This window comes from Ruegeria sp. B10 (assembly GCF_056539825.1).
Genome location: NZ_JBQFVP010000008.1, coordinates 168,480 through 194,716, shown reverse-complemented (window position 1 = coordinate 194,716; position 26,237 = coordinate 168,480). Strand labels below are relative to the sequence as shown.

Sequence of the window (26,237 nt, the reverse complement as noted above, 5' to 3'; positions counted from 1 at the left end):
GCGGCCCTGCTTTCATCAAACTCTAATTTGCAACTCCACTAGATTTCTGTAAGCGCCTCAGCGATTTTGTCTGCGAGTACTTCAGGCTGGTCAACGCTCGGCCAATGTGTGGCGTTTTCTAAGATGATGTGGTTCATCTTATTTTCTTCTAGCCAACGGACGGTGTCTTCGGGACAATTATCGGGATTGTACAAATATGTAACGTTAGCTGCGTGTTGCAAAACCTCACCTGGTACGTGATCTGATGAAAACATCCGGGCGTCAATGCCGAGCTGCCAAAGCGCTAAAGGATCGGCCTTTGAGACTTCGTCGCGATATCTCCTTATGATCGGTTCAGACTTCGCCATTTCATCTAGCCGCCCTAGAAACGCTTTGCGAAACTCTGCCGGACTAGCGTAGTCGGCCGCTGTACCGGAAAAATAGGCATCTGCGGCTGTAATATTTCCTTCCAGAGAAACGATTTTAGTCAAAGGGCAGTCTGCCCGGCGGGCGGCCAAGGAAGCTATAATCGAAGCAACTGAATGGGCGACGATAGTTTGGGCCTCATACTTTGTTGCTTCATTTGACACGTATTGCGCGAGGGCTTCGAGTGTTGTTCCTTCAGCAAGAGGCGCAGCGCCAAATCCTGGAAGATTGATGGGCAACAAACGATGGCTGAAAGCAAGGTGTGTCTCAGTCAATCCGTCAAACATGCTTCCATTGTCGCCGAAGCCGGCAACGAACAAAATGATCGGCCGATTGTCACGCACCCCTTTGAATTTTCTTGAGTGTTCGGCGCACATATCAATCTCCTGAACTCTGCGGGACGCGCAAAACAGGGCTCCAACGTGCAAGCTACTTTGTGCAAAGAAGGCTGTTTGCGGTGTATCGGGAGCTTTCTGCAATTCCTATGGGAAGGACCTCAGCCGCAGTATTTTCGGACCTCGGTATCCCGAAGCCCCGTGGCTACAAGCATGCATCTGTTACGGGCTTCGTAGTAATAGCCGCGGGCATACCACATGACCGCTTCGGGCTCATTTCCATCCGAAACCATCCAGGCACCGCGCAGGTATTTCACGGCGTATGTCAGATTGGTCTGAGCGTCAAAGAGGTCGGAAGGCTGTCCACGAAATCCCATCTGGCGCGCTGTGGCAGGTAGAATCTGCATCAGCCCGTAGTAGGGGCCATTTCGGGCACTGGGGCGGTAATCACTTTCTCGTTGGATCACTCGGTGTACAAGGCTCCGCGGCACACCGTTTGCGTCCGCAGTTTCATTGATCATCACTCGCAGCTCAGGGGTTTCACCGGGATAAAGCCGGGTTAATGACTCCGCGGGTTGATTGCTACAAGCGGCAAGAAATAACGCAGCAACAATGAACGTGTTTCGCATCAGAATTCTCTTCCCATCAACTGTACGATTCATCAGCGCTCAACTGCGATTGAATTTCAATATCCCAGAAAATTGTTGAGCAACTTTTGGCCCGAATTGATTTGGCATCTAATACCGACGGTGCACTCTCTTTTCAGTAACAATGTGCCTCTTTTTCTGACGCTCACGCAAAAATACAAACAGTCCTGACCCCAAGATCAGTGCGATACCAATGGCGACAGGCAGGTTTGGGAGCTCTCCCCAGATGACCCATCCCCAGAAAACGGCCATAGGAAGACCGACGTATTCAAATGGCGCCACTGTCGCCGCGTCTGCCATGCGGTAAGCCTGGCCGAGGCAATACCCGATGATTGCAGAATTGAATCCGAGCCCAATAAACAACCAGCGGTCAGTCCCTTCGGGCCAAACCCAGGCACGCAGCAAGAAGATCAAGCTTTCGTTTTCAAACGCGCTCGCAAAGCGCCCATCCCCTGCCACTGACCAGAACAACAGGCTTACAACGATAAAGCACGCCTGAATGTAAACAGCCATTGCTGAGGCTTTGGACTTTGCGCCCAAGAAACGAGTCATCACGTTGTTGAGGGCATAGGTGAACGCAGCAAGAACCGGAAGGGCATACATCAGCAGACCAACCTCACGCTCGCCGCCGCCCTCCCAGGGGCGGGTCATGATCACCACGCCCAAGAATCCCACAATCACGGCACCAATCCGCATCGGCCCAACTCTTTCGCCAAGCAATGGGATACTCAGCAAGGTGATCATCAAGGGAGCTACGAAGAAAACAGCCGTGGCTTCCGCCAGGGGCATTACCGCGAGGGCTGTAAAGAAGGTCAGATTGGCTACCACAATCAACAGACCGCGCAGAAGGTGAAGTCCAGGCTGATCGGTTTTCAGGATGCGCCAACCGCCCTCCATCTGGACTAGGGCAAAGCTAAATCCGATTCCGATCAATGATCTTGCAAACACCATCTGGTGCAAGGGGTAACCGCCAGACAGGAATTTAATCAGCATATCATTGATAGAAATCGCCAATATTCCGATCAGTACGAACGCAATACCAACTGTCGGGTTTTGTAATTTTTGTACCGGTGTCATGGTGTGCCCTTTCATTGGGCCACTACCATGGGTCTGGGGATAGATCACGTCGCTTTGCGACACGGTAAGTCGCGCAACCTTGTCCAACTTAGGTCTTGTGCGTAGCTTTTGGAGCCATGTGCAACCTCTACTCCAACACCATCCCGGCCACAGCGATGCGCCATCTGTTTGACGTGACCGTTGAACGCGACACGCTGGGGAATGCGGAACCATTCCCAGCCATTTATCCAAAGCCCTTAGCCCCTGTGGTCAGGAAAGGCGACGAAGGTAAGCGTGAGCTGGTCTCGCTGAGTTGGGGATTTCGTACGACAAAGAAGTCAAAGAAAACCGGTGCTATTATCCAACCGGGTGCCTTGAATAACGCACGTGATGACAAGGTGCGCTCAAACGGCTTGTGGAAACAGAGCTTTGAGGAGCGGCGTTGCCTCGTTCCGGTTAGTTCGTTCTGTGAGGCCCAAGGAAAAAACCCTGCCACCTACCACTGGTTCGCCCTGAAGGGCGATGAAGACCGCCCGCCACTCGCATTTGCGGGTATGTGGCAAACCTCGCGATACCAGGGCCTTGAAGGGCCCGAGGAGGTTGAAACCTACACCGTCATCACCACGACGGCCAATGAACTGGTAAAGCCCATACACCCGCAGAGAATGCCCGCCATCCTCAAGCCGGAGGACTATGAGCAATGGATGGATGGCAACGCGGATGACGCATTCGAACTGCTGGAGCCCCTAAATTCGAACGAAATGCAAATTGTTCGGTCTGGCGAAGGTGAGAAGTCGGACTCAGCAGGAAGATTGCCGTGAAAATCGTATCGGGTGGGCAAACTGGCGTAGACTTGGCTGCACTTGAGTTCGCTATCCAACGCGGTTTGAGCTACGGCGGCTGGGTTCCCAAAGGTCGAATCAACGAAGCTGGCCGCATTTGCGAACGATACTTAGGGTTGACGGAGGCACCGTCGGCTGAACCAGACGTCAGAACCCGACTCAACGTCATTTCAAGCGACGCTACGCTTATTCTAACTGATGGATCAGAAAGCCCCGGCACGAACTATACTCATCAAGTCGCAATTGAGGTAGGAAAACCGGTTTTGCGTATCGCGCTTGCAGATAAAAACCGTCTAGAAACCGAGCGGGTTCGGCAATGGGTCTCATCGATCAAGCCTTCGGTTCTCAACGTAGCCGGACCACGTGAATCCGAGGCACCTGGCGTATATTCAAAGGCGTTTGCTTTCCTGAGCGATGCATTTTCGACCACCTAGGCCAGTTTCTCACACGCCCGAAGTTCTTAAAGAGCTGACTGGTAAAACTGACGGTATTAACAACTCCTTCGGTCCAATGATCGAAAATTCCATACTGCCACCATTTAGGTAGCGAAGGATTTCTTGTCACGCGATATGGCAAGATAGATGTCTGCTAAACCATTTCATTTTCACTATTTCCATGCTCAGTGTATTTCGGAGTTCGCGTGAATATTCCCTGATGTCCGACACCAACACTTGCCGAGGGTATTTTTCTTGTCCGCCGACCGGCCCACATGGCTTATTTTTGCACTAGGTATATTTGTGGCGGTGTGGTCAACCGGCTATGTCGGTGCCAAGTTCGGTCTCGGCTATATAGAGCCGATGACTTTCCTAGCACTGCGCTTTGCCTGTGTAGTGGTAATTATGGCCGGGTTGTTTGCAATCCTGCGCCCACCGCTGCCAAAATCATCTAAAGAGTGGATGCACTTGGCCATCGTTGGTTTTCTACTGCAGGCGATGTATTTTGGCATGTGCTACATGTCGTTTAATGCAGGTTTATCGGTTGGAACACTGGCCCTTATCCTCGCTATGCAGCCCATTCTGACCAGCCTGATCGCGCCGCGTTGGGCAGGGGAAAGTGTGAGCTGGCGGCAATGGGCCGGATTGGCCCTTGGCCTGACGGGGGCGGTTCTTGTCATTACGGCAATGTCCGAGGTTGCTACGCCACCACTCGTTGGTTTTCTTTTCGCCGCACTCGCTCTGATCGGGATTACCAGCGGAACCTTGTGGGAGAAGCGCTTCGGAGTTTCACACCATCCTGTCACTGCAAATTTGGTCGGGTTTACAGCGGGTTTGTTAGGGGTTGCGCCTTTCATGCTCGCCTTTGAAACCATGCAGATCACTTGGACTTGGCAGCTTTTTGCGTCGCTGGTCTATCTCATCATTGCAAGTTCACTCATCGCCGTTGGCTTGTTGCTTGCCATGATCCGCGCCGGGGAGGTGTCAAAAGTTTCCGCGCTCTTTTTTCTAGTCCCACCGGGAGCGGCAGCTGTTGCTTGGCTGGTCCTCGGAGAAGTTATGCCGCCGATTGCTTGGGTTGGGATGGTTGTCGCTGGATTTGGCGTCTTCTTGGCGACTAATAAATCAAAGAAAACGTCCTGAGAGACATCGAATTGTCTGAACGTAAAACAACACCTATCATCAAATAAACAATCGACCGCTTGGACGAGTTAAGTACTCAAAGCTGAACTTGGTGCAATTCTCGCGATTTGGCGCTTTGTCCGCAGAGCAGACATTGGAAAGAGTTGAGTCGAATGACCACTCTGCGGACAAAGTGTGATTTCGCAGCGCATGACCTTACGGCAGCTTTCAGCAATTCGTGAATGCCACGAAAAACCTCAAGACGTCGGCAAGCGGACATTCGCTGCAGATGCCAGTCCATTTGGCAGCAGGCGCAAATCGACCTTTGCGACGAAGTTTTCGGCTAGTTACCTATACACAAAAAATCCCTCTGATATCGTGAATGGAGATCTCTTGATCACGCCTGACGAAACGAAACGGGCGCTCCCATGGTTGGGAAGCCAGCCCGATTGAAAAGGCTTTTCGGCAACAACAATCGACCAAGTGAGAAGCCCTCCATAGGTTCAAAACCTTATGGAAGCTGTGAGTTCTCCAACAATACTGGATCCACCACCAAAGGTTGATTGAAATTCACCGCTGAAGCCTACCGACCTATTTCCATCTGCAGAAATATGTTCAAGCTTAAAGCCAAGAAACCCAGCAGCTGCATCTTCTGTGGACGCTACGAAAGAAAAGGGCGTCGCCGCTACGATCGCGTCTACATCGTCGGAACCTGCATCGAAAGTTGCGTCAACTCCAACTGTCCAGTTCAGGTAGGTGCTCGATCCATTTGCACCCTCGTAGAGGCGAGGGAAGTTCAATTGCGCCCGCGTGTTGAAGACTGAAACGTTCCGATCTTCGACCGTTAGAGGAAACGCGGTTCCTGTTTCGGTATACTCGTCAAGCTTCAGAAATACATAGCTTGCGCGAGCACTGAAGAAGGCAGGTATTGGCAAAGCGTTGACGGGGGCCGAGATCGAAAGCGATGGAGCAACGAACATCCCATCAAAATCGCCTTGCGCTTCGCCGCCATCAACGTTTCGAGTCACTTCATTGTCGGTTACGCCAGCAAGGAGAGCTGCGTTGATGCGATATTGTCCGTAGTCCCTTTCGAGGTAAACACCGCCAAAATATGACTTGATATCAGTATCACCTGCGTCCTGATCCAGCGAGATGCGGCTATCGTCGTAGCCAACAAGAACACCAAAATCGCTGTTTCCGATGAGCTCATTCGTTTCAGCACCGACCACAAAACCGTACATTCTATGGCTGAAACCAAGACTTGAGCCTTCTTCTTCAACATCGCGATCTCCGCCGAAGGCTGTACCCCAAACATAAGGACCACCATCCTGTTCGGCATACCCGAAAGCACTCCGGTTCCTGCTGACCTGACCATCGGATGAGCCAAAGTCATAGGGGCTGGCGGTTTCAATCGTATTGAACACTGCGTCGGTCAGATCGCTGATAAAGGTGCCTTGGGCCACAAATCCTGTCGTATCCACCGAAACCGCCGTGAGGCCATTGTTGATCAAAACGCCTGCACCATCGAAATTGACGACTTCGGGAGCGGACGCAAGATCACTATCGCTACCCGATGCATCTGCAAAGTTAACAACCGCATTCACCCCGGGCGCAAAGTTCAGCGTGTCAATGTCATTCGGGTTCGTGCCCCCCATGCCATCATTGCCATTGCCGAAATCGACCGAACCGGTCAGGGCTGAGCCGGGTTCGAGCGTCAACGTGTCGTTCCCGTCCCCGCCGAATACGATGGAAAAGCCTTCGCGACCGGTGATGCGAGCCGAGTTTGTGATGGTTGCGGCGGCATTGTCGTCACGATCTTCGACTTCGATACCGTATTCGAACGCGTCAATATTTCCTGTGTTCAAAATGGTGATCGAACCCATTCCATCTACGTCCACTTCGATCCCGTTATTGTCCAGCGAACGCAACGCCCCGCTGTTGGTGACCCTCGCGTTGCCGTCACCGTTTAGCTCAACGTCAATCGCGTCGGAATCGGCGGTAAGCTGGGCAGAGTTTTCAATGCTGACGTTGCCACTTCCTTCGACATCCACTTCAATCGCATCGTCTTCGCGAGAGGTTACCTGACCCAAGTTTTCTATGAAGACATCGCCGTCTCCGAAGATTTCTGCGTCAATTCCCTCGTCGTTTCTGGCGGTTATGGATGCGGAATTTGTAATGCTTATGTTTCCGTTGTCGGTCACGTGGGCAAAGATTCCGTCAACTTCGGCATCGATGGTGCCGGTTGCCGAAATGGCAATATCACCGCTTCCGTCAATTTCCGCATTGATGCCGTCAATGCTATCAGCCGCTATATCACCAGACGTTTCAACCGAGATGTTTCCGTCACCGGCCACAAAACTGCGGATCCCGTTTTCGTTTGCATCGATATCGCCATTCATCGTGATCGAGATGTTGCCGTCTCCATCAACTTCAGCCTCGATACCGTCATCCGAACCAGCGCGAATATTGCCCGTGACCTGAATACTGATATCGCCGGAATCCTCGGCGTCTGCGTCAATGCCAATAGCGCTTCCAGAGATATTGCCCGCCACTGTGACGTCAATCACGCCTCCGGGGCTGCCGGTTTCCACATCAATCGCATCACTGTCGCGGGATTCAATATTGCCCGTCGCATCGACGGTTACGTTCCCGTCCTCTGCGTTGGCAAAGATCGCATGTTCTTCATCAGCCGAAATGTTGCCGTTGGAGGTGATCGTTACGTTGCCCGTTCCATCGGCTGCACCGTAAATCCCATATTCCCTGCCGGTAACATCCCCGGAGCTGTCGATGACGACGTCACCCACGCCATTCACAGTTGCGTTGATGCCGTCACCTGCTGCTTCACCGCTGACGTTGCCCCGGTTCGTAATAGAAATGTCGCCGTCATTGGTCACAAGCGCGCGGATGGCGTCCTGTGCGGACGAAATGTTGCCCGAAGAGGTGACATTGATATCACCCTCTCCGCCCCTCTGGCGGGCAAAGATACCATCCGCATTGTTCCCGGTTGTCGTGATATTTCCGGTCGAACGGATTGTGATAGAACCGTCGCCGTCGTCCTGCCGGGCAAATATCCCCCGGGCGTTGTTTCCGGTAGTCGAGAGGTCGCCCTCAGATTCAACGGTGATATCCCCGTCGCCGCCATTTTGACGCGCCAAGATACCATCAGCGTTATTCCCGGACGTCGTGATGTTTCCGGTTGAACGGATTGTGATAAATCCATCGTCGTTGTCTTGCCGGGCAAATATCCCGCGGGCGTTTCTACGGGAAGTCGAGAGGTCGCCCTCGGATTCAACGGTAATATTCCCCTCGCCGCCATTTTGGCGCGCCAAGATGGCATTTGAGTTATTGCCTTCTGTTGTGATACTTCCCTTCGATTGGATCGTAATATCGCCATCGTCATCGCTTTGCTGTCCAACTATCCCGCCAGAGTTGTTAGCTTCCGTCGAGATATTGCCATCCGAAACAACCGAGACATCCCCTTCGCCGTCACTCTGAAGAGCGGTGATGCCTGTAGACCGACTTCCAGCTGTGTTGATGTCGCCCACTGATTGGACTGATACCGCGCCGTCTCCACCGTCTTGATTGGCGCTAATTCCGTCTGAACGGCTGCCCGATGTGCTGATACGACCATCCGATACAACTGACACATTGCCATCACCACCTTGTTGAGTGACGCCGATTCCGACGCTTCTGCTGCTTCCGGATGTTGTTACGTTGCCAGTCGAGTTCACCGAAACGGCGCCGTCACCCTCAAGTTCGGATCGAATACCAAAAGAGCGCCGTCCGTTTGTTGCAATGTCGCCGGTCGAAGTAATCGAAACTTCCCCGGCGCCGTTTGCATCCACAACAATCCCATCCGCGCCATTGCCCGTGGTGACAATGCCGCCGGTTCCATTCGTCTGGATACTAAGGGTTGCGCTCCCTGATGGAGTGGCAAAGGCAACGCCGTCGGTTCCACCGTCAGGTGCAATTCCAGGTGCAGTAACACTATTGATATTGAGCGTTTCGATTGTAGGTCCGCTTGCCTGGACACCCGTCGAAACATCTCCCGTGCAGGTGGCGACGTCACCCGCAACAGCGCACGGACCGTTAGACGGAGGAACAACCGTTTGTGCGCCCAAAGGAGTTGCCACTCCGATCGTTGCTCCAAAAGCTATCGCGCCTGCCGGAACCGCGAAAACGCGAAATAAAGCAGGTCTAACCCGAAGTTTGTTTTTGGTCTGTGCTTTGGAAAGCGCCGCCGCATGACGGCGCGCTCTACGGTTCAAACCGCATACTCGAAACATCTTGCTCACCACTTAAGGGTGGTTTGGAAACCACAACCGTTTTTTTACGCGGAACTCTCCGCGCACATGTCAGAGGCAAAAAAATGATGGCTTTTTGATGTTCCAATTAACGATGTGTTAACAAACTTCCGAATGGCCGTTTGTATGATGCAATTTGATCACATGTATGTTCTGAAAAACCGATAAGCGGCAGCTTTGGACCGTCCGTTGTCACTTCAAGGACAGCATTGCGTGGTGCCCACCAATAAACACATTGTGCGGCATTTGCCATTTTGGGCTCGTTGCCGCCTTTCGCTACTTTTCACATTAGTGACCGGGCGGCAGACCAAACCGGACATTTGCAACTAAACTTTGCTGGTTAAGAAATGCGGAGGAAAAATGCTCCCGTAGTCCAAAACAGAAACGTTTGTTTTCGAAGTTAGGCCTCCCAAATACAATTTGACGAGCCCTACAGTGTTGCGAGGTCAGGGTGGCGATAGGCCTCTGGGTACGACATTGGCTTGAAAGGCCCATTGGGCACAACGCTATTCCAACTGCGTCCGAAATAACCCTGGCGGCAGTGTACAAGAGACCCTGCCTCGGCAATTCCGGGCAACGCGTATACACGGCACAGCCACCGCCACAAGTAGGGGTAATCTAGGATTCTCGCTCCATTAAGCTTCATTCGCACATAGTAGACGGGATCGTGACGATAGAGAGTTGGGAATAGGCGAAGATCTACTTCTGAAAAGTGGTTGCCTGTCAAATAGGGCCTGCCATCTGAGAGATGCTCCTCCAAATATTCGAGTGTCTCAAAATAGGCGTCAAAGGCTGTTTCATAGATCCTTTGATCAGACGAAAACCCGGCCTTGTAGGCACCATTGTTAATCGCTGTATAAATTCGTTCGTTCAGGTCGTGAATTTCGTGACGCGGCACTTCGTCTGGGTAAAGCCTAACGCGTTCCGTTGCCGGGATGGTGCTGCCAAGAGACTCCACTGAGGTGTCCAGCATTCGGACAATTTCAGCACTTTCGTTGTTAACAATGCGTCCTTGTATCTTGTCATACAGGATTGGAAGGGATTGCTCTTCAGAGCCTTCAGCACGATAGATCTCTTTGGCAAGGCGCAGTCCTTTGCCGGTGCCGGTCTCGCTCGTGCATTCTGGCAAAGTCTCACCTGTGAGCGATGCAACCCGATCAGGTGCAAACTCCCATAGGTTTGGCGCCTCTGGATCGTCGTCGCCGGTGCGGTTTGGAAATGCAACGTCCATCGTGATGCTGTTCTGAAGACCCAACACATTTCGCGCCAGCGTCACTCTGTGACACCACGGACAATTCAGCGCTACGAACAGGTGATAGCGATCAGGTTCTGCTGGAAACACTGGATCGCCAATAGCGTGGCGAAAGCCGCTGACACCGCGCACGAATTCACCCCGTGCGCGGCGTTTGTTGATATCAGTTTGGTCTTCTTCGGTGGATGTCTCCGTCATGGCTTCAGCATCATCCTCTGAGCCGATGATACAAGATGATTGGCACAGCCAATTCTTCTTCATCGCTGAGATGCCGTTTAAGGAACGCTTCAATCGTGTTGCTCGTCGCATGGAGCTGTCCGCCTTCGTCGTAAGCTTGCGCCTTATCAAGTGCGGATAGCTTGATCACACGGTTCGCCGTGCGGGTGAAGTCACTCAGCACCTTATCCAGATCGAAGTGATCCTGTTCCAGCAACTCAAGCCCCGCATCAAAACGAGGGTCCGCAGCAGACAATTCAGGGAAATAGCTGCGATCTTCCCAGCCGTGATGGCCATGCAGATTCCCGACTAGGTTGCGGCCATAGTAGGACAGCCACCCCACGTAGTCGTCCAACCCCATGTCACTGCTCAACAGCTTCTCTGTATCCAGTCGAATACGTTCTGCCACACGGCGGAACATCTCATGCGCACCGAGCCAATGTTTGGTTTTTTCCTTGAAACCCGGATGGGCTTCCCAGCTGTCGCGGGGGTATTACTTCAAGAGAAACCGCATCTCTTGAGGCATGTCGTCTTGGCGAATGGTATATGTATCGAGCATCGGTTGTCTCCTTTCAGGCCAAAGATGGGAGGTCGGGCAACTGCTCGCCACTAGCGAGAACGCACAGTCACTTTGCGTCAGCGAACCCCTGCTAAGTCGGTCCAACACAAACCAGCGATCTTGCCTTTCTAGGCTTCGATGCCGTGCTGAATGAAATCTTGTAGGTCTTTGCGGCTACCCGAGGCCTTTGTCAGAACGGTATCAACGTCTTGCGGCGGAATATATTAAGTGGGTGCGTGACGGATTTCGAGAACCTGAAACGCATGATCGATCTCCACGATGGTTTGACCGCCGAGCTCGATCCGCACACGATGGGGTACTACCCGCAGCGCTGGTGGTCGCGGATAGTCTTGGACGTTTTCAGTTGTCCAACCTGTCATTTCGAACCTTTTTTATGAATCGGTTGTTCCATTTTCGAACTAGCGCGCAACCAGCGCTATTCTAGCGGAAAAGCTTCCAGCACACGGCGGGTGAACTTGCACCATCAAGACGCTCAATGTCAGCTTTGATCGGGCAGCACTTTTTGACCGGCGTTGCAGGCCGAGAAGCCGAAATGAGTGTCCTAACTCTACCAGTTCGCCAACAGTTCGCCCATGCGCTGTAGGCCAAGGTCGAGGTTGGCAGCAGCACCTCCCCCCACACCCAGTCGGATGTGGTTCTGCATCCCGTAAGACGAGCCCGGTAAGAGAAACGTCCGATAGGGATCAGCGAGCAAGCGTTTGGCGAACACGTCGCCATCGATCCCATCGAGCCGTGCCAAACCAATTAATCCAGCCTGAGGTTTGACCCAATCGAGGTTGGGCTGATCGGCAACAAACCTATCCAGGCGTTCCAGCGTTTTCATCCCAGCTGCCCGTGCAGCTTTTATAACCTGATTGTATCGGTCAGGCCTCAAAGCGATTTCGGCAATGACTTCGCCGAGAATATTCATAATTTCGCTCGAGTTTTCCCGCAGAATAATAGCGTCCCAAATCAGATCGGGATCACGGCATATCATCCAGCCGGTGCGTAGCCCCTGGAGCCCCAGTGCCTTGGAAACGCTGCCAGTCGTGATACCCCTAGAATACAGACCGGCAATCGAAGGCGCGCGGGACCCGTCCCACTCCAATCCTGCGTAAACCTCGTCAACAACCAGCCATGCACCTACACGATCTGCGATTTGGACAAGCCTTTCCAGCTCTGCTTGTGTCATCAACTGCCCGGAGGGGTTATTGGGGTTGGTTATAAAGATTAGTCGAGTGCGTTCCGTTACTGCGGCCTCAACTTTGTCGAGCGGCAATACCCATCCAGCACTCTCTTCACGGTCGACAACTTTTAGCCTCGCGCCAACCGCCTCTGCCAATACACCCGCTTGTGGCCAACACGGGCGTTCCGTTACGACTTCGTCGCCCGGTTGGACCAATTGCATGAATGCAAGATAATTGGCTTCTGCTGCGCCGGCGGTGATCAGAACGTCGTCTGGCTTGCAAACATCAGACAAGCCGGCGCGGTCCAAGACATGTCGTCGTAAAGCAGGCAGACCCCGAAAACTCTTTTGGTTCCAATCCAACGGCAGCGCTGGATCCAGCGCATCGATGAACTCACCCAAACGCGGTGACTCGGACAAGGAAAACCCGACGAAAGCTTCTGGATCCGTTTCTGTGATATCCAGTAGGTACTGAAAGAGTGTGTGTATCTTGACTTTCATGCTCTACTCAAAATCTTTGTAGTCAATCAGGGAGATAGTCTGTGCAAGCAGAGGGATTTGTCAAAGGGCGACCGATTGACCTTTCGGTTTTGGACTACGGGCTGTTCAAGGTCCATTCCACTGGCCGCAAAATTGGTATCTGCGGGTTTCTGATCCGGACAGATTTGGGAGAAGCAATACTCATCGATACCGGGTTCCCCGAAAAATATGCCACCGCCACTGACGCCGCAGTCAAAGAAGATCGATTGTTCGAGTTCGGCGAGGTCTTGAAGTGTGAACCAGACAATCTTCCAAGCGCACAACTGGCAAAACTCGGGCTTCTTCCGTCAGACATAACACTACAGATTTGTACGCACACCCATATCGACCATATCGGCGCACTGGGCGACTTTCCAAGCAGTCCAGTTCTTATCTCTGCTGCGGAGCGAGCCTTACCCCGCCCGTTGTACTGGGGCGACATGCGGCCTTTGGAATGGCCCGATCAGGATTACCTGGTTGTTGATGACGACGTAGAGATTGGGCCAGGTATCTTCGTTTTGATGGCACCCGGTCATGCGCCTGGCCAGATCGCGGTAATGGTCGATCTTCCATCGGGGACGGTTTTACTAACCAGTGATGCGATTTCCCGACCAGCAGAAATCGACGAGAAGTTTGCCGGGTCTTGGGACGAGGATGCAGCGATTGCCAGCGCAGACAGGTTGATGCGTCTGGCATCCGAGCGAGATGCGTTCGTAATCTATGGGCATTGTCCAAAGCAATGGCCTGTTCTGAAAAAAGCACCAGAAGGCTACAGCTGATCCCACCCCATGGACCATTTTCCATAAAGGCAACGGTGCGCCTAGGAGTTATCTGACGTCGCGACCTTGATTCAGAATAATCACATTTCCACTGGAAACATCACCAGCCGGCGAAATTAGAAAACCGACCCAAGCGGCGATTTGCTCGGGCAGCATCGCGCGGCCATGCGGCATAGCATTAACGGCTTTCTCCAAGACGTCCTTGGTTAAGACATTGAACAACGGTGTCTCAGTCATGGCAGGTGCCAGAGAATTTACACAGATTTTTTCCTGCGCGTATCGACGGGCAAGGTCTTTCGTAAGTGTATCCATCGCCGCTTTTGACGCGCGGTAATGGGGAGGGTCGAACACATCGAAATTGTAAGCTCCATTCGATGAGATATTTACAATCTTTTTGATGCCTTCGCGTTCCAACATCAACTGAACCGCCTGCTGGCAACATTGGAATGCAGAGTTAAAGTTTATCGCCATCTGCTTTTCGAGTTCCTCGGGCGGAATGTGCGGGAAGTCAGACATGAAGCAGGTGCCCGCGTTGTTTACCAAAGCATCCAGACCGCCATACTCTAACCTAATTCCATCAAACGTATGAGCGATAGCAATGGGATCCGTTAAGTCAACGCAGATAGGCGTGAATTCCGAACCTAACTCAGTTGACGTTTCACCTAGGCCCTCCTCGTTGAGGTCCAGTCCAAACACGTGGAACCCATCTGCCCGCAGTTGGCGACAAATGGCTTGCCCCATCCCTCCCGCTGCACCAGTCACTACCGCTGTTTTCATAACAAATCCTCCCACCTGGTATGTTTTGGGATACTCCGAGTTAAAGCAGAAAACTCACAACCCCTTTTTCTGAAAACCGAGAAAGTCAATTCCGTTTGAATTCAGCGCGCGTTCGTTTTGGGCTCAAGCTAGACTTTGCAAAGTCCGCTTTCTGCGCATTGCTGCACATTTGTTGACAAATCAGCCTCGCGAAAGGCGATCATACTTTTTTGAACGTCTGCTTTTGACATTCCATTATGGAATCGTTGCGGGTGAATAAAACGACCGGTTTCCGCTCCAATTCGGTTTGCCCCCCTTTAAAAGTTTCACGCGGAAAAATTTGACTTCCCCCGCCGGTCCCTTGGCTTAACGCCTGCAACTTTTGATAAGGCATATGGCTTAAGCACATCAGATACGTAGCTATCACTCAAGGCCTTGCGGTCGGGAATGTACAAGCCCGGGCATGGACTTTCGCCCTAAGATTCAGAGTTTTGCGTTTTGGTGCTGGTTGATGACGCGCACCGCGGGCCATAATTATCATCGACCGCGTGCCACCTCCGATACAAGTTATTGTTGGCTTCAAAGTGCAGGTCCGCCGCTGCCCCAACTTGCCCATCAACCTCCGGGCTGCACAAAGAGAACAGTCCACGATGCCATTGCAATTTGTGCCCATCCAGAACCGTCGCTAGGCGTCCATCTGAGCAAATCATACTTACGAATTCCGGAACGGCGTTCAGATCATACTTCGGGCTTTCTAAGTATTTTTGGGCATAGTCTTGTACAATCTCCTCGTAAGGCCCCTGGGCACGATGTTCCTTTCCCAATAGCTTCTTTCTCAAAGGTTTGAACGGGTCTATCTTTTTGCCTTGTGACACGAAAATGACTTCCCCTCGATGCTGCCGGCTAAGTGTCTTTCCGACCTCCCTCAAGGCGAGCGCTCAGTTCACTGCACACTGTATCCATTACTGGTCTTAGCGCGTCGAGCGACGGCTTCACTTAGCGCTGACCGGTGATTGACAGCGGCGTGTGATTGAGCAGGCGCCCCACAATCTCTTCCAATATCCCCGCCTCCATGGCGACCGTCGCAAGTGTTCGGCGAAGGGAATGAATGGACCATTGCAGACGTTCAGGTCCCTTCAAATGCCCGCTGGGCGATTTGGGCGTCGGAAACACCCATTGACGATGCAGACCTCGCAGAGGTGCCAATATCTCGTGATGAAACTGTAAGATGGGAAGATTAAAGCTGCGCCCGTTCTTAGTCATCGGCAGATGGATGTGATCTTCGTACATATTCCTCCATACAAGCGTCAGTGCCTCGGTTTTTGCGGAAGCCTGTGAACAAGAGCAGTTCGTAGGAAACCTTATTGATGGGGTTGTACAGCTCATCCACGGCAAGGCGCCATGCGCTCGAGTCCTCAATGATCGAACCGTTCGGTTGCTCCTCATTCCAATCGATAGCCATCGTCGGGCCTTCCTGCAGATCATGTACGCGCCGCGCATGGTTCCAAACCGTCCGAAAGTACTTCAATGTGTGATTTGCGGAGGATGGTGTTGCCGCCATGGATCTGTGACGCTCAACCACCATCGACTTGGTTATCTCATCCAGCGGCAGGCGCAGCCAATCTTTCAAATGTAGCTCGAACTGCTGACGCACCCCAGATCGGAGAGCCTCAGACCGAAGCTTGGGACGTGCCAAATAGGTTTCCATGGTCGTCTCAACCGTGGGCGCTCCGATCTGTAAAACGCTTGCCCGCTCCCCTGCCCCAGTCAAGCGTATATCCCAGTGCAGTTTCTCGAGCAGTATCTGCGGAAATCATCGGGTAGCGCCCGATCAAAACACGCCGCGTTTGGCCCCCAACGTCTTTCAGGAAGTACCAGGTCTTTGACTGTTTCCCAACGAAGAGCACAAGCCCCTTGATCTCGCCATCCCAGTGCTTGGCGGTGCCCTGTTTTGTCTGCGGAACCTTGCGTGCGAATGTCTCTGTGAGCTTTGGCATTTTATCGGCTTTTTGTCGGAAACGGCATGATAGAAGTCGCTACCACATGGTACGAGCTTCAACATATTAGTGAACTAAATCAAATGCATAGAAACTATACGATACTCAGTGAAACTGATCTTCATTGCTTGGAAGGCAGGGGCTTTACCGCTAAGCTAAACCCTTTCAGCGTTTGGGTTGAGTGATTCAAGCATCTGGGGGCGTCCAGAACCGAAATCACGCCGGGCGGGCATTTCCTTGGGGAGGTGGGTCTGTCAGATATCCTCGCCCGGCGGCTCCAGCGCGCCGCCCGGTTCCAGCAAGGCCCGCTCGGACAGCCATGGGTTCAGGTCAAGGGCCGCGTTTAGGGTGGTGCGGGCCTCATCCAGACGTCGCAGACCCAGCAACGTCAGAGCACGGCCACTCATGGCCGCGATGTGATTTGGGGATAGCTCTAACGTCCGATCCAGATCAACCAAAGCTGAAGGGAAATCTTGCCGCAGGAAATTGACGAAGGCACGTTGGTTGTACCCTTCGGCATATTCCGGGCAGTAGACCACCAGTTCATCTAGCTCTTGCAAAGCGCCCAGAAGATCCGATGCCTTGCGCCGCGCCATGCCACGATCCAATAGCGTCTGAGCGCGCAGGTCGGGCGCATCGGTCCACAGCTCCCACATCTGGTTGGAAATCCCGCGCGCCTCGGACTGCGACTCGGCCTGTTGAATTTGTGCAATCAGCGCGCCCATTCCTTCCGAATGGTCCGGTGCAGACGGGCAGGATTGCGCCAAAGCGGGAGTTGTAAGCCAAAGGGCAAAGACAGGTGCTATGAACGTGCGGATCATAGACCAAGTGTGACGCACAATCCGCTTTGGTCAAGTTTCGCGGTCGATGCCACCCAGCAAACCGGTTTCTTTCACCGCTTCCATCGCAACAAAGGTCGAGGTATTGGCGACATGCGGCAGAGACGAGATCTTCTCGGCCAGCACCGCGCGGTATTCCGACATCGACCCGGTGCGCACCTTCAGCAGATAGTCGAAATTCGACGCGATCATATGGGCTTGCTCGATCTCCGCGATCTTGCGGACCGCGGCATTGAACTCGGCCAGCGCTTTTTCCCGCGTGTCAGTCATGCGCACCTCGACAAAGGCCACGTGATCCAGCCCCAAACGGATCGGATCCAACATTGCCCGGTATCCTGTAATCACGCCGTCGGCCTCAAGCCGCTTCAACCGCGCCTGAGTCGGCGATTTCGACAACCCGATCCGCCGCGCCAGATCCGCGACCGAGACGCGTCCATCTTCCGCCAGAGCCTGCAGAATCGCGCGATCAAAGCGGTCGAGGTTCGGAAAGTCCATTTGCATCGCATCACCGTCACAAATCAGTTCATTTGGCCTTTGTATGTTAAAACTCGGTCCGTTGTCCCGAAAAAATACGCGTATACTGATAAAAACGCCCGGAGGAACCATGTCTCACAGCCTGCGCACATCCATCGACACCCACACCTATGCCGATCAATCGACCGTTCTGCAGGAATTGACCGACCAGGCCGCCCTGTGCGAGGCGGACCGCCGTGCCATCTGCAACGCGGCCGCTCAGTTGGTCCGCGATATCCGGTCCAGCACCTCGCCCGGCATGATGGAGGTGTTTCTGGCCGAATACGGCCTGTCCACCGACGAAGGTGTGGCGCTTATGTGTCTGGCCGAGGCGCTGTTGCGGGTGCCCGATGCAGATACGATCGATGCTCTGATCGAAGACAAGATCGCGCCCTCAGACTGGGGCAAACATTTGGGACAGTCCTCGTCCTCGCTGGTCAACGCCTCGACCTGGGCCTTGATGCTGACCGGCAAGGTTTTGGATGAGGGTAAGGCCTCACCCGTCAGCGCCATCCGCGGGGCAATCAAACGACTGGGTGAGCCGGTCATCCGCACCGCCGTGGGACGCGCGATGAAAGAAATGGGGCGTCAGTTCGTTCTGGGTGAGACCATTCAATCGGCCATGGATCGCGCCAGCGGGATGGAGGCCAAGGGCTACACCTACTCTTACGATATGCTGGGCGAAGCGGCGCGGACCGAGGCCGACGCCGCCCGCTATCACCTGTCCTATTCGCGCGCCATCGCTGCCATTGCCGAGGCGTGCACCCATGACGATATCCGCGCCAATCCCGGCATCTCGGTCAAGCTATCCGCCCTGCATCCGCGCTATGAGCTGGCGCAGGAAGCGCGGGTCATGGATGAGCTTGTCCCCCGCCTGCGCGCGCTGGCCCTTCTGGCCAAAGCTGCTGGCATGGGCCTGAATGTGGATGCCGAGGAGGCTGACCGGCTATCCCTGTCCCTGCAAGTCATCGAGGAGGTCATGGCCGAACCCGCCTTGTCCGGTTGGGATGGGTTCGGCATCGTGGTTCAGGCTTACGGCCCGCGTGCCGGTTTGGTTCTGGATACGCTCTACGATATGGCCCAGCGCCATGATCGCAAGCTGATGGTGCGGCTGGTCAAAGGCGCCTATTGGGATACGGAGATTAAGCGCGCTCAGGTCGAAGGGGTCGATGGCTTCCCCGTTTTCACACACAAGCCCGCGACCGATGTCTCGTATATCGCGAACGCCCGCAAACTGCTGGGCATGACCGACCGGATCTATCCGCAATTTGCCACGCATAACGCGCATACCGTCAGCGCGATCCTGCACATGGCCGAGGGGCAGCCGTTCGAGTTTCAGCGCCTGCACGGGATGGGCGAAACGCTACACGGGTTGGTTCTGGGCAAGCACAAAACCCGTTGCCGCATCTACGCGCCGGTCGGTGCGCATCGAGATTTGCTGGCCTATCTGGTCCGGCGTCTGCTGGAGAACGGCGCGAACTCATCCTTCGTGAACCAGATTGTGGATGAGGCCGTGCCACCCGAAGAGGTCGCCACTGATCCGTTCACCGCAGTTGAGACACCGCCCTCACCTCTTCCCACCGGGCCAGAGCTGTTTTTGCCAGAACGTCCCAACTCCAAAGGCTTTGATCTGCACCACACACCGACGCTGGACCAGATCGACGCAGCGCGGGATCGGTTTCGAGAAACCGAGTGGCGTGCCGGGCCGCTCTTGTCCGAGGGCGCGAAACCCATGGCTGAAGAGCCGGTGAATAACCCGGCCAAACCACAGGACAAGCCCGGCACAGTTGCGTCGACCGGTGCTGCGGATGTGGAGCTTGCCCTGGCCTCGGCCAGCCCATGGCAAGCCCCTGCAGAGCAACGCGCCAAGGCTCTGAACGCAGCCGCCGATCTGTATGAGGCTCATTTCGGAGAGCTCTTCGCCCTCTTGGCGCGTGAGGCGGGGAAATCCCTGCCCGATGCCGTTGCCGAGCTGCGCGAAGCAGTGGATTTCCTACGCTACTACGCGGCGAACATTCCCGACGCCAAACCGGCCGGAATTTTCACCTGTATCAGCCCCTGGAACTTCCCTCTGGCGATCTTCACCGGACAGATTTCGGCAGCTCTTGCGACCGGCAACGCCGTCCTCGCCAAACCCGCACCGCAGACGCCTTTGATCGCGCATCGGGCGGTGCAACTTTTGCATGAAGCCGGAGTTCCTTGCGATGTATTGCAATTACTGCCCGGCGGACCGGAGATCGGGGCTGCGCTGACCTCCGACGCGCGCGTTTCGGGCGTGGCGTTCACCGGATCGACGGCGACGGCGTTGAAAATCCGGTCGGCCATGGTGCAGAACATGCGACCCGGTACGCCGCTCATCGCCGAGACGGGCGGATTGAACGCGATGATCGTAGACAGCACGGCGCTGCCGGAACAGGCGGTGCAGTCCATCATCGAAAGCGCGTTTCAGTCGGCCGGCCAGCGCTGCTCGGCCCTGCGCTGCCTCTATCTGCAAGCGGATATCGCCGAGGATGTGCTGACCATGCTCAAAGGCGCGATGGACGCGCTGCAGGTCGGAGATCCATGGCAGATCTCAACCGATTGCGGGCCGGTCATTGATGAGGCTGCGCGTCAGGGGATCGCAGATCACGTTGCGAAAGCCCGCTCAGAAGGGCGCGTTCTGAAAGAGCTCAACACGCCGCCCGAGGGGACATTCATTGCCCCCACCCTGATCGAAATCGGCAGCATCGCTGATCTGGGACGTGAGATATTCGGCCCGGTTCTGCATGTCGCTCGCTTCAAAGCGCAAGAGATCGACGCGGTAATCGCCGACATCAACGCCACTGGCTACGGGCTGACCTTCGGCCTGCACACTCGCATTGACGACCGTGTGCAGCACGTGACCGAGGCGATCCACGCGGGCAATGTCTATGTGAACCGCAACCAGATCGGCGCCATCGTGGGATCTCAGCCTTTCGGAGGCGAGGGGCTTTCGGGAACAGGCCCCAAAGCGGGTGGGCCGAACTACATGGCCCGGTTCTGCGCGCCGGTTCGTCAGAGCACCTCAGAGACATGGCAAGCAACTGCGAAATTGCCCGCGCCGAAAGGGCAACCGGCCCCGGTTCGAACCCAAACCCTGCCCGGACCTACGGGGGAATCAAACCGGTTGTCTGAATTTGCCCGGCCTCCGCTGTTGTGCCTTGGCCCCGGCGAGAGCGCTGCGCGCGCTCAGGCAGATGCGGTTTTGGCTTTGGGTGGGACGGCAATTGAGGCGACGGGCATGCTCGACCTGCATCGTTTGGAAAACCTGACCGGCTTTGCTGGCGTTCTGTGGTGGGGAGACGAGGAAACCGCCTGTCAGATCGAACAGCATCTGGCGCGGCGCGACGGGCCGATCCTGCCCATGATCCCCGGCCTGCCGGATCGTACGCGGGTGCTGGCGGAACGCCATGTCTGCGTTGACACGACGGCAGCGGGTGGCAATGCGGCGCTGTTGGGTGGTGCGGCATAACCTGACCTTGACGCTGGGCGCGGAAAAGCCCAGCGTCGCGCCATGTTCCCGATCCGAGATCACAACCCCTCGGGGCGCACGCCCTATGTTGTCTACGCCCTGATGGCGGCGAATATCCTGATCTTCGTCAGCTATTTCGGGATCATGGATAACGCACGGGTGCTGCAGCAGTTCTATTTCGACTACGCGATCATCCCCGCCCGCAGCGCCGAGGGGCTGGCGCCCGAGACCTTTGTGACTTCGATGTTCCTGCATGGCGGCTGGATGCATCTCGCGGGCAACATGCTGTTTCTGTGGATTTTCGGGGACAATCTTGAGGACGAAATGGGCCACCTGCCCTTTCTGCTGTTCTACCTTGTCGCCGGGATCGGAGCTGGAATAATCCACGTGATAACCGCACCCGGCTCGGTGGTGCCCACAATCGGCGCATCAGGGGCGATTGCGGGTGTAATGGGTGGGTACCTGTTGCTCTTCCCCAAAGCCCGCGTGGATATTCTACTGATCCTAATCGTCTATTTCCGGGTCTTTAGCATCCCGGCCTTCGTGATGCTCGGGGTTTGGCTGGCACTGCAGTTTTTTGGCAGTCTCTCTAGCAACCCCGACGAGGGCGGAGTTGCCTATTGGGCGCATACCGGTGGGTTCTTCGTGGGGCTGATCCTGTGTATCCCGCTCTGGCTGAAACTCGGAGGGCCAGCGTACTGGGACCGCACGCACGGCCACCCACCTCACCCCGAAACGAAATACAAGCTGTCGCAATCCCGTATCCCGCGCGTGCCGCGCAGGTAAAGGCGTTTAACCGCGGATCACCTTGGCAAAGCTGTCAAATATCGGCTCGTTGGCGCAGATGACCTCGCCATCTTCCAGAATGCTGCCTTCGAGGTTCAAGGGCTGAACCAGACCACCGGCCTCTTTCACGATGATGATCCCGGCGGCCAGATCCCATGCGTTCAGGCGGCGCTCCCAAAAGCCCTCGTAGCGACCAGCCGCCACATAAGCCATGTCGAGCGCGGCTGCGCCCCAGCGGCGCACGCCGGCACATGTGGGCATCAGGCGCGCCAGATCCTGCAGCGTGGCAGGCAGATCCGAGCGGCCACCGAAGGGTAGACCGGTCGAGAAAACGGACTCGATCATGCGGTGACGGCCCGAGACGCGGATGCGCATATCGTTCATCCACGCGCCTTCGCCTTTTTCGGCAAAGAACATCTCGTCCTTGGCGGCGTCGTAGATCACACCGGCAACGATCTTACCTTTGTGCTCCAGCGCGATCGAGATCGCCCAGTGCGGCAAGCCGTGCAGGAAGTTGGTGGTGCCATCCAGCGGATCGACGATCCAACGGCGGGTTGGATCCTCACCGTCAATCGCACCGCCCTCTTCGGCCAGCCAGCCATAGGTCGGACGCGCGCCCAGCAGTTCCTCTTTCAGGATGGCCTCGGCAGCGATATCGGCCTTGGACACGAAATCACCCGCGCCCTTCATCGACACCTGCAGGTTCTCGACTTCACGAAAATCCTTGACCAGAGACCGCCCCGCCTTGCGCGCGGCTTTGATCATGATGTTGAGATTTGCACTGCCAACCATTGTGAAAAGGCTCCTGTTCGGTCAAACCGCGCGTATACTGATGCAATGCGCCCTTGCCAAGAGGAATGATGCGCATAACAGACCTTAGCGAAACGCCTCTACTGCGCCTGCAACTTCCGCGCCTCGTCCCGCGCCAGTTTGACCAACTCCTGCACGAAGGGCTTTTCCAGATCTTCAGAGCGGACAGCGGCATATAGCCGACGGGTGATCCCTTCTTTAGTCAGCGGGCGGGTGACGTAATCCGAGTTGTATTTGACCTCCCGCACAACCCAATCCGGCAGGACAGAAATCCCCCGATTTGAGGCGACAAGCAGCAGGATCACGGCTGTCAGTTCAACCTGTCGGATGCTGGCTGGTTCAACCCGCGCCGGGATCAACAACTGGCTGAACACGTCCAGACGCGTGCGCTCGACCGGATAGGTGATCAGGGTCTGACCGCGAAAATCCTCGGCCTCGATGAATTCCTTTTCGGCCAACGGGTGCGAGGATGCGGCGACGAAGACGGCGTTATAATCGAACAATTCCACGAATTCGACACCCGGAAGGTCCTCGGGGTCCGATGACACAACCAGATCAACCTCCTCCTTCTGCAAGGCGGGCAGCGCGTCGAACGCGAGGCCAGGGCGGATATCTACGTCGACATCGCCCCAGGATTTGCGGAAGGACTCTAGCACTGGAAATAGCCATTCGAAACAGGCGTGGCATTCAATCGCAATATGCATCCGACCCGTGCGACCATCGCGCAAGGAAGAGAACTCATGCTGCGCGGCCTCGACCTGAGGCAGAATCTGCTCGGCCAGCCGCAACAGACGCAGCCCCGCCGCAGACAGCTTCATCGGCTTGGACCGACGCAGGAACAATTCGACCCCGGCCTGATCCTCCAACCCTTTGATCTGGTGGCTCAGCGCCGATTGGGTGATGTTCAGCTGATCGGCCGCACGCGCAAGGCCGCCACAGTCATGGATCGCCTTGATGGTGCGCAGGTGCCGGAATTCGATGTGCATTTGAAGGAAAGCTCATGTTGTTCTTGAGGAATATGAGTTTGTCTCACAATGCGTGTCATGCGACAAGACCCTCAGTTGATCCTGAGAGGCTGCGATGACCAAACCTGAAATCTCATTCGAGTTTTTTCCACCCAAAACGCTGGAGGCCTCATTCCGGCTATGGGATACGGTGCAGACGCTGGCCCCTCTGGAGCCCCGGTTCGTTTCGGTTACCTACGGCGCGGGAGGCACGACGCGAGAGTTGACGCGCGATGCCGTGGCGACTTTGCACAAGTCATCGGGACTGCCGGTTGCAGCGCATTTGACCTGCGTCGATGCCTCGCGTCAGGAAACGTTAGAGATTGCAGACACCTTCGCCCGTGCCGGTGTAGAGAACATCGTCGCATTGCGGGGCGATCCGCCGAAGGGTCAGGACAGGTTTGTTCCTCACCCCGAAGGTTTTGCCAACTCTGTTGAATTGATTGAGGCCCTCGCAGAAACAGAGATGTTCAGCATTCGAGTTGGCGCCTATCCCGACATTCACCCTGAAGCACGGGATACGCAGGCCGATATCGACTGGCTCAAGGCCAAGCTGGACGCGGGCGCCGATGAAGCACTGACGCAGTTCTTCTTCGAGGCCGAGACCTTCTTCCGGTTCCGTGATGCCTGTGTCAAAGCCGGGATCGATAAGCCGATCGTACCGGGCATCCTGCCGATCGAAAACTGGAAAGGCGCGCGCGCCTTTGCCCAGCGCTGCGGCACACGGATACCCGATTGGGTCGATCACGCCTTTGAAAAAGCCCTGCGTGATGATCGCGAGGATCTGCTGGCTACGGCCCTGTGCACCGAGCTGTGTTCGGACCTGCTGGAGGGCGGTGTGGACAAGCTGCACTTCTACACCCTGAACCGGCCCGAGCTGACCCGCGACGTGTGCTTCGCCCTTGGGATCACCCCGAAGGCCGAACTGCAGAACGTCGCCTGATCCTTCTCAACAAAGCCCAAATGCCCGCGCCATCCGAAAGCGCGGGCATTTTGCTTTGCCGCTGGAACAATGTCTGCACGGCCAGATCATTGTCCCCCGCAACTAGTTCAATCTTGAGAAGAATTTGACAAAATCGTGACCGTGCTCAAACTGGTCTCGTGTACGTTAATGAGTGTTTTTGAGTATGAAACCTGTCGATAAGATCGCAGCGCGAAACAGCGCGCTGGCGGACCTTGGGTTGTCGCCCTCTGCCAGTTCCGACGAAATCCGCGAAGCTTGGCGAAATATTGCCTTCCGGGCGCATCCCGACCACATGCCGGGGGATTGCGAAGACTTCTCGCGCGCCAAGACTGCCTATGATTTTCTACGCAAACTGGGGTTGGGCGCAAAAGGCGCATCGGGTCCGCAGATGCCGAAACGGCCGCGCCTCAAAAAGCGTGTGATCGAGTTGCCGCCCGAAGACATCTCCGCCTGCAAATCCATGCTGAACCCGACGCAAGCCCTACCGCATATGGTGGATTCGCCATCGGCTCGGGACGCAGATGTCGAATCGGCGGCATCAGACCATGTGCCCGATGCCGTCGGATGCTATGGCCGCCACCTGACCTTTTTCGTAGCAACTCCGGTAACCGAAGGGGCGAACCGCATCGCACTTCCGACCTCGGTGCTAAGCAACAGACGGCATGTCGAGACTGAGATCCTGAGCTTCAAGTCCAACAACACCGGACCGGGCGAGGTGGTGATTCCTGACACCATTTGCGAACGCAAATTTCCGGGGGCAAAAAGTGTTCGTATCCGGTTCGAAGCCAATCAGGACATGATCGACGAATTCTGGCTGGCTGGATAGTCAGCCAGAAAAAAGCCCGGCTCAGTGGGGGGAGCCGGGCTTGTTTTTCTTCACAACATTGTCTGCGCGATCAGTTGCTGACCGGACCTTCCGAGGTGAATTTCGGGATCACGCTGGTCGATGCGTCCGCGCTTTCGATACCGGGCCAGTTACCTTCGGCCAGGTTGATGTTGCCGGGGATGTCCTCTTCGAAGAAGCCCACAACAACATCGGTGATGTTCAGGTACAGCTTGTCATCAACGATGCGCCACAGGTTCGGGTTTGCCGGAACCTTGCCACCCTTTGAGACGCCATAGGCGCAGTGCCCGTCATATTGAGGTGCGTAGTAGGCGGGGTTCTCAAGAAACTTGTCGCGGTTCTCTTCCGATGCAAAAGCCCAAGTTGCGCCGTTGTATTCCGCCGTGATGTCGGCATTGCCGCGTACACCTTCTGGCTGCGACGTCCCCACCGGTGCCTGATCAAGGCCGCGATAGGCGACAACATCATAGCCAGAGACCGCAAATCCGGTTCCGTCGACATATTGGGGGCCTGCAAAAGCCGGAATTGCCAGAGCCATGGCCGCAGCAAAAGACAGGGCAAAACGTTTCATGTGGTCA

Annotated in this window: 24 protein-coding genes; 8 read left to right on the top strand and 16 right to left on the bottom strand. The window is 55.3% G+C overall.

The genetic code is table 11. The features are described 5' to 3' along the window. Window positions 1-38 precede the first annotated feature (38 nt). From ACR0J4_RS13050 to ACR0J4_RS13040, 3 genes are all read right to left on the bottom strand, one after another. A complete protein-coding gene (locus ACR0J4_RS13050) occupies window positions 39-782 on the bottom strand; it encodes an alpha/beta fold hydrolase (protein WP_170643100.1) in 744 nt (247 codons plus the stop codon). Window positions 783-901: 119 nt separating this feature from the next. Further along, window positions 902-1,369 carry a lytic transglycosylase domain-containing protein gene (locus tag ACR0J4_RS13045; RefSeq protein ID WP_170643205.1) on the bottom strand — a complete coding sequence of 156 codons (468 nt, stop codon included), beginning with the start codon at window positions 1,367-1,369 and terminating at the stop codon, window positions 902-904. Between the two features lie 108 nt (window positions 1,370-1,477). Next, complete coding sequence (locus tag ACR0J4_RS13040) at window positions 1,478-2,464, bottom strand: DMT family transporter (RefSeq protein WP_170643206.1); 987 nt, start codon at window positions 2,462-2,464, stop codon at window positions 1,478-1,480. A 116-nt stretch (window positions 2,465-2,580) separates the two neighbouring features. On the opposite strand from ACR0J4_RS13040, the gene ACR0J4_RS13035 reads away from it, so the two are divergent. From ACR0J4_RS13035 to ACR0J4_RS13025, 3 genes are all read left to right on the top strand, one after another. Next, window positions 2,581-3,264 carry an SOS response-associated peptidase gene (locus tag ACR0J4_RS13035; RefSeq protein WP_170643101.1) on the top strand — a complete coding sequence of 228 codons (684 nt, stop codon included), beginning with the start codon at window positions 2,581-2,583 and terminating at the stop codon, window positions 3,262-3,264. Then, the gene (locus ACR0J4_RS13030) at window positions 3,261-3,719 is read left to right on the top strand and encodes a putative molybdenum carrier protein (protein ID WP_170553972.1); all 459 of its coding nucleotides are present in this window, start codon (window positions 3,261-3,263) and stop codon (window positions 3,717-3,719) included. The genes ACR0J4_RS13035 and ACR0J4_RS13030 overlap by 4 nt, the downstream gene beginning before the upstream one ends. A gap of 255 nt (window positions 3,720-3,974) precedes the next feature. Beyond that, the gene (locus ACR0J4_RS13025; RefSeq protein WP_170643102.1) at window positions 3,975-4,862 is read left to right on the top strand and encodes a DMT family transporter; all 888 of its coding nucleotides are present in this window, start codon (window positions 3,975-3,977) and stop codon (window positions 4,860-4,862) included. A 482-nt stretch (window positions 4,863-5,344) separates the two neighbouring features. On the opposite strand, the gene ACR0J4_RS13020 is transcribed toward ACR0J4_RS13025, so the two are convergent. From ACR0J4_RS13020 to ACR0J4_RS13005, 4 genes are all read right to left on the bottom strand, one after another. Beyond that, a complete protein-coding gene (locus tag ACR0J4_RS13020; protein WP_170747268.1) occupies window positions 5,345-9,127 on the bottom strand; it encodes an autotransporter domain-containing protein in 3,783 nt (1,260 codons plus the stop codon). Between the two features lie 448 nt (window positions 9,128-9,575). Next, complete coding sequence (locus ACR0J4_RS13015; protein ID WP_170643207.1) at window positions 9,576-10,595, bottom strand: glutathione S-transferase C-terminal domain-containing protein; 1,020 nt, start codon at window positions 10,593-10,595, stop codon at window positions 9,576-9,578. Between the two features lie 10 nt (window positions 10,596-10,605). Continuing rightward, window positions 10,606-11,034, bottom strand: coding sequence for a hemerythrin domain-containing protein (locus ACR0J4_RS13010; protein ID WP_480668690.1), 429 nt, complete (start codon window positions 11,032-11,034; stop codon window positions 10,606-10,608). 706 nt (window positions 11,035-11,740) lie between these two features. Continuing rightward, on the bottom strand, window positions 11,741-12,760 hold the full coding sequence (locus ACR0J4_RS13005) for a pyridoxal phosphate-dependent aminotransferase (RefSeq protein WP_480668689.1): 1,020 nt from the start codon (window positions 12,758-12,760) through the stop codon (window positions 11,741-11,743). A gap of 140 nt (window positions 12,761-12,900) precedes the next feature. Between ACR0J4_RS13005 and ACR0J4_RS13000 the strand changes: the two genes are divergently transcribed. Beyond that, on the top strand, window positions 12,901-13,656 hold the full coding sequence (locus ACR0J4_RS13000; RefSeq protein WP_170643105.1) for an N-acyl homoserine lactonase family protein: 756 nt from the start codon (window positions 12,901-12,903) through the stop codon (window positions 13,654-13,656). 48 nt (window positions 13,657-13,704) lie between these two features. Here the strand turns inward: ACR0J4_RS13000 and ACR0J4_RS12995 are convergent, their stop codons facing one another. The 6 genes from ACR0J4_RS12995 to ACR0J4_RS12970 all read right to left on the bottom strand — a co-directional run bounded on the left by ACR0J4_RS12995 (window position 13,705) and on the right by ACR0J4_RS12970 (window position 17,749). Continuing rightward, complete coding sequence (locus tag ACR0J4_RS12995; RefSeq protein ID WP_170555808.1) at window positions 13,705-14,433, bottom strand: SDR family oxidoreductase; 729 nt, start codon at window positions 14,431-14,433, stop codon at window positions 13,705-13,707. 975 nt (window positions 14,434-15,408) lie between these two features. Further along, entirely contained in the window at window positions 15,409-15,702 is a 294-nt protein-coding gene (locus ACR0J4_RS12990) for a site-specific integrase (protein WP_480555292.1), read from the bottom strand. Beyond that, complete coding sequence (locus ACR0J4_RS12985; RefSeq protein ID WP_480668688.1) at window positions 15,668-16,120, bottom strand: hypothetical protein; 453 nt, start codon at window positions 16,118-16,120, stop codon at window positions 15,668-15,670. Before ACR0J4_RS12985 ends, ACR0J4_RS12990 begins: the two co-directional genes overlap by 35 nt. A gap of 7 nt (window positions 16,121-16,127) precedes the next feature. Continuing rightward, window positions 16,128-16,409, bottom strand: a complete 282-nt coding sequence (locus ACR0J4_RS12980; protein WP_480668687.1) for an Arm DNA-binding domain-containing protein — start codon at window positions 16,407-16,409, stop codon at window positions 16,128-16,130. A 254-nt stretch (window positions 16,410-16,663) separates the two neighbouring features. Continuing rightward, the gene (locus ACR0J4_RS12975) at window positions 16,664-17,230 is read right to left on the bottom strand and encodes a tetratricopeptide repeat protein (RefSeq protein WP_170747269.1); all 567 of its coding nucleotides are present in this window, start codon (window positions 17,228-17,230) and stop codon (window positions 16,664-16,666) included. A gap of 30 nt (window positions 17,231-17,260) precedes the next feature. After that, window positions 17,261-17,749: an Lrp/AsnC ligand binding domain-containing protein gene (locus tag ACR0J4_RS12970; RefSeq protein ID WP_170643107.1), complete on the bottom strand. Its 489-nt coding sequence runs from the start codon at window positions 17,747-17,749 to the stop codon at window positions 17,261-17,263. 103 nt (window positions 17,750-17,852) lie between these two features. Between ACR0J4_RS12970 and putA the strand changes: the two genes are divergently transcribed. Both putA and ACR0J4_RS12960 read left to right on the top strand, forming a co-directional pair. Then, complete coding sequence (putA, locus tag ACR0J4_RS12965) at window positions 17,853-21,251, top strand: bifunctional proline dehydrogenase/L-glutamate gamma-semialdehyde dehydrogenase PutA (RefSeq protein ID WP_170643108.1); 3,399 nt, start codon at window positions 17,853-17,855, stop codon at window positions 21,249-21,251. A gap of 42 nt (window positions 21,252-21,293) precedes the next feature. Further along, window positions 21,294-22,037, top strand: a complete 744-nt coding sequence (locus ACR0J4_RS12960) for a rhomboid family intramembrane serine protease (RefSeq protein WP_170747270.1) — start codon at window positions 21,294-21,296, stop codon at window positions 22,035-22,037. Window positions 22,038-22,043: 6 nt separating this feature from the next. On the opposite strand, the gene ACR0J4_RS12955 is transcribed toward ACR0J4_RS12960, so the two are convergent. Beyond that, window positions 22,044-22,829, bottom strand: a complete 786-nt coding sequence (locus ACR0J4_RS12955) for an inositol monophosphatase family protein (RefSeq protein WP_170643110.1) — start codon at window positions 22,827-22,829, stop codon at window positions 22,044-22,046. Between the two features lie 98 nt (window positions 22,830-22,927). Continuing rightward, the gene (locus ACR0J4_RS12950) at window positions 22,928-23,833 is read right to left on the bottom strand and encodes a LysR family transcriptional regulator (RefSeq protein ID WP_170643111.1); all 906 of its coding nucleotides are present in this window, start codon (window positions 23,831-23,833) and stop codon (window positions 22,928-22,930) included. Window positions 23,834-23,927: 94 nt separating this feature from the next. On the opposite strand from ACR0J4_RS12950, the gene metF reads away from it, so the two are divergent. Together metF and ACR0J4_RS12940 are read left to right on the top strand one after the other, a co-directional pair. After that, window positions 23,928-24,794, top strand: coding sequence for a methylenetetrahydrofolate reductase [NAD(P)H] (metF, locus tag ACR0J4_RS12945; protein ID WP_170643112.1), 867 nt, complete (start codon window positions 23,928-23,930; stop codon window positions 24,792-24,794). Window positions 24,795-24,978: 184 nt separating this feature from the next. Next, complete coding sequence (locus ACR0J4_RS12940; RefSeq protein WP_170643113.1) at window positions 24,979-25,641, top strand: J domain-containing protein; 663 nt, start codon at window positions 24,979-24,981, stop codon at window positions 25,639-25,641. Between the two features lie 70 nt (window positions 25,642-25,711). Here ACR0J4_RS12940 and ACR0J4_RS12935 read toward each other — a convergent pair whose 3' ends face one another. After that, on the bottom strand, window positions 25,712-26,230 hold the full coding sequence (locus tag ACR0J4_RS12935) for a YHS domain-containing (seleno)protein (protein WP_170643114.1): 519 nt from the start codon (window positions 26,228-26,230) through the stop codon (window positions 25,712-25,714). Window positions 26,231-26,237 lie beyond the last annotated feature (7 nt).

What these genes read in the sequence shown, in the direction of transcription:
- ACR0J4_RS13050 (WP_170643100.1), bottom strand. Translation starts at nt 782, where the DNA reads ATGTGCGCCGAACACTCAAGAAAATTCAAAGGGGTGCGTGACAATCGG.
- ACR0J4_RS13045 (WP_170643205.1), bottom strand. Translation starts at nt 1,369, where the DNA reads ATGCGAAACACGTTCATTGTTGCTGCGTTATTTCTTGCCGCTTGTAGC.
- ACR0J4_RS13040 (WP_170643206.1), bottom strand. Translation starts at nt 2,464, where the DNA reads ATGACACCGGTACAAAAATTACAAAACCCGACAGTTGGTATTGCGTTC.
- ACR0J4_RS13035 (WP_170643101.1), top strand. Translation starts at nt 2,581, where the DNA reads ATGTGCAACCTCTACTCCAACACCATCCCGGCCACAGCGATGCGCCAT.
- ACR0J4_RS13020 (WP_170747268.1), bottom strand. Translation starts at nt 9,127, where the DNA reads ATGTTTCGAGTATGCGGTTTGAACCGTAGAGCGCGCCGTCATGCGGCG.
- ACR0J4_RS13015 (WP_170643207.1), bottom strand. Translation starts at nt 10,595, where the DNA reads ATGACGGAGACATCCACCGAAGAAGACCAAACTGATATCAACAAACGC.
- ACR0J4_RS13010 (WP_480668690.1), bottom strand. Translation starts at nt 11,034, where the DNA reads ATGTTCCGCCGTGTGGCAGAACGTATTCGACTGGATACAGAGAAGCTG.
- ACR0J4_RS12995 (WP_170555808.1), bottom strand. Translation starts at nt 14,433, where the DNA reads ATGAAAACAGCGGTAGTGACTGGTGCAGCGGGAGGGATGGGGCAAGCC.
- ACR0J4_RS12990 (WP_480555292.1), bottom strand. Translation starts at nt 15,702, where the DNA reads ATGTACGAAGATCACATCCATCTGCCGATGACTAAGAACGGGCGCAGC.
- ACR0J4_RS12985 (WP_480668688.1), bottom strand. Translation starts at nt 16,120, where the DNA reads ATGGAAACCTATTTGGCACGTCCCAAGCTTCGGTCTGAGGCTCTCCGA.
- ACR0J4_RS12980 (WP_480668687.1), bottom strand. Translation starts at nt 16,409, where the DNA reads ATGCCAAAGCTCACAGAGACATTCGCACGCAAGGTTCCGCAGACAAAA.
- ACR0J4_RS12975 (WP_170747269.1), bottom strand. Translation starts at nt 17,230, where the DNA reads ATGATCCGCACGTTCATAGCACCTGTCTTTGCCCTTTGGCTTACAACT.
- ACR0J4_RS12970 (WP_170643107.1), bottom strand. Translation starts at nt 17,749, where the DNA reads ATGCAAATGGACTTTCCGAACCTCGACCGCTTTGATCGCGCGATTCTG.
- putA (WP_170643108.1), top strand. Translation starts at nt 17,853, where the DNA reads ATGTCTCACAGCCTGCGCACATCCATCGACACCCACACCTATGCCGAT.
- ACR0J4_RS12960 (WP_170747270.1), top strand. Translation starts at nt 21,294, where the DNA reads ATGTTCCCGATCCGAGATCACAACCCCTCGGGGCGCACGCCCTATGTT.
- ACR0J4_RS12955 (WP_170643110.1), bottom strand. Translation starts at nt 22,829, where the DNA reads ATGGTTGGCAGTGCAAATCTCAACATCATGATCAAAGCCGCGCGCAAG.
- ACR0J4_RS12950 (WP_170643111.1), bottom strand. Translation starts at nt 23,833, where the DNA reads ATGCACATCGAATTCCGGCACCTGCGCACCATCAAGGCGATCCATGAC.
- metF (WP_170643112.1), top strand. Translation starts at nt 23,928, where the DNA reads ATGACCAAACCTGAAATCTCATTCGAGTTTTTTCCACCCAAAACGCTG.
- ACR0J4_RS12940 (WP_170643113.1), top strand. Translation starts at nt 24,979, where the DNA reads ATGAAACCTGTCGATAAGATCGCAGCGCGAAACAGCGCGCTGGCGGAC.
- ACR0J4_RS12935 (WP_170643114.1), bottom strand. Translation starts at nt 26,230, where the DNA reads ATGAAACGTTTTGCCCTGTCTTTTGCTGCGGCCATGGCTCTGGCAATT.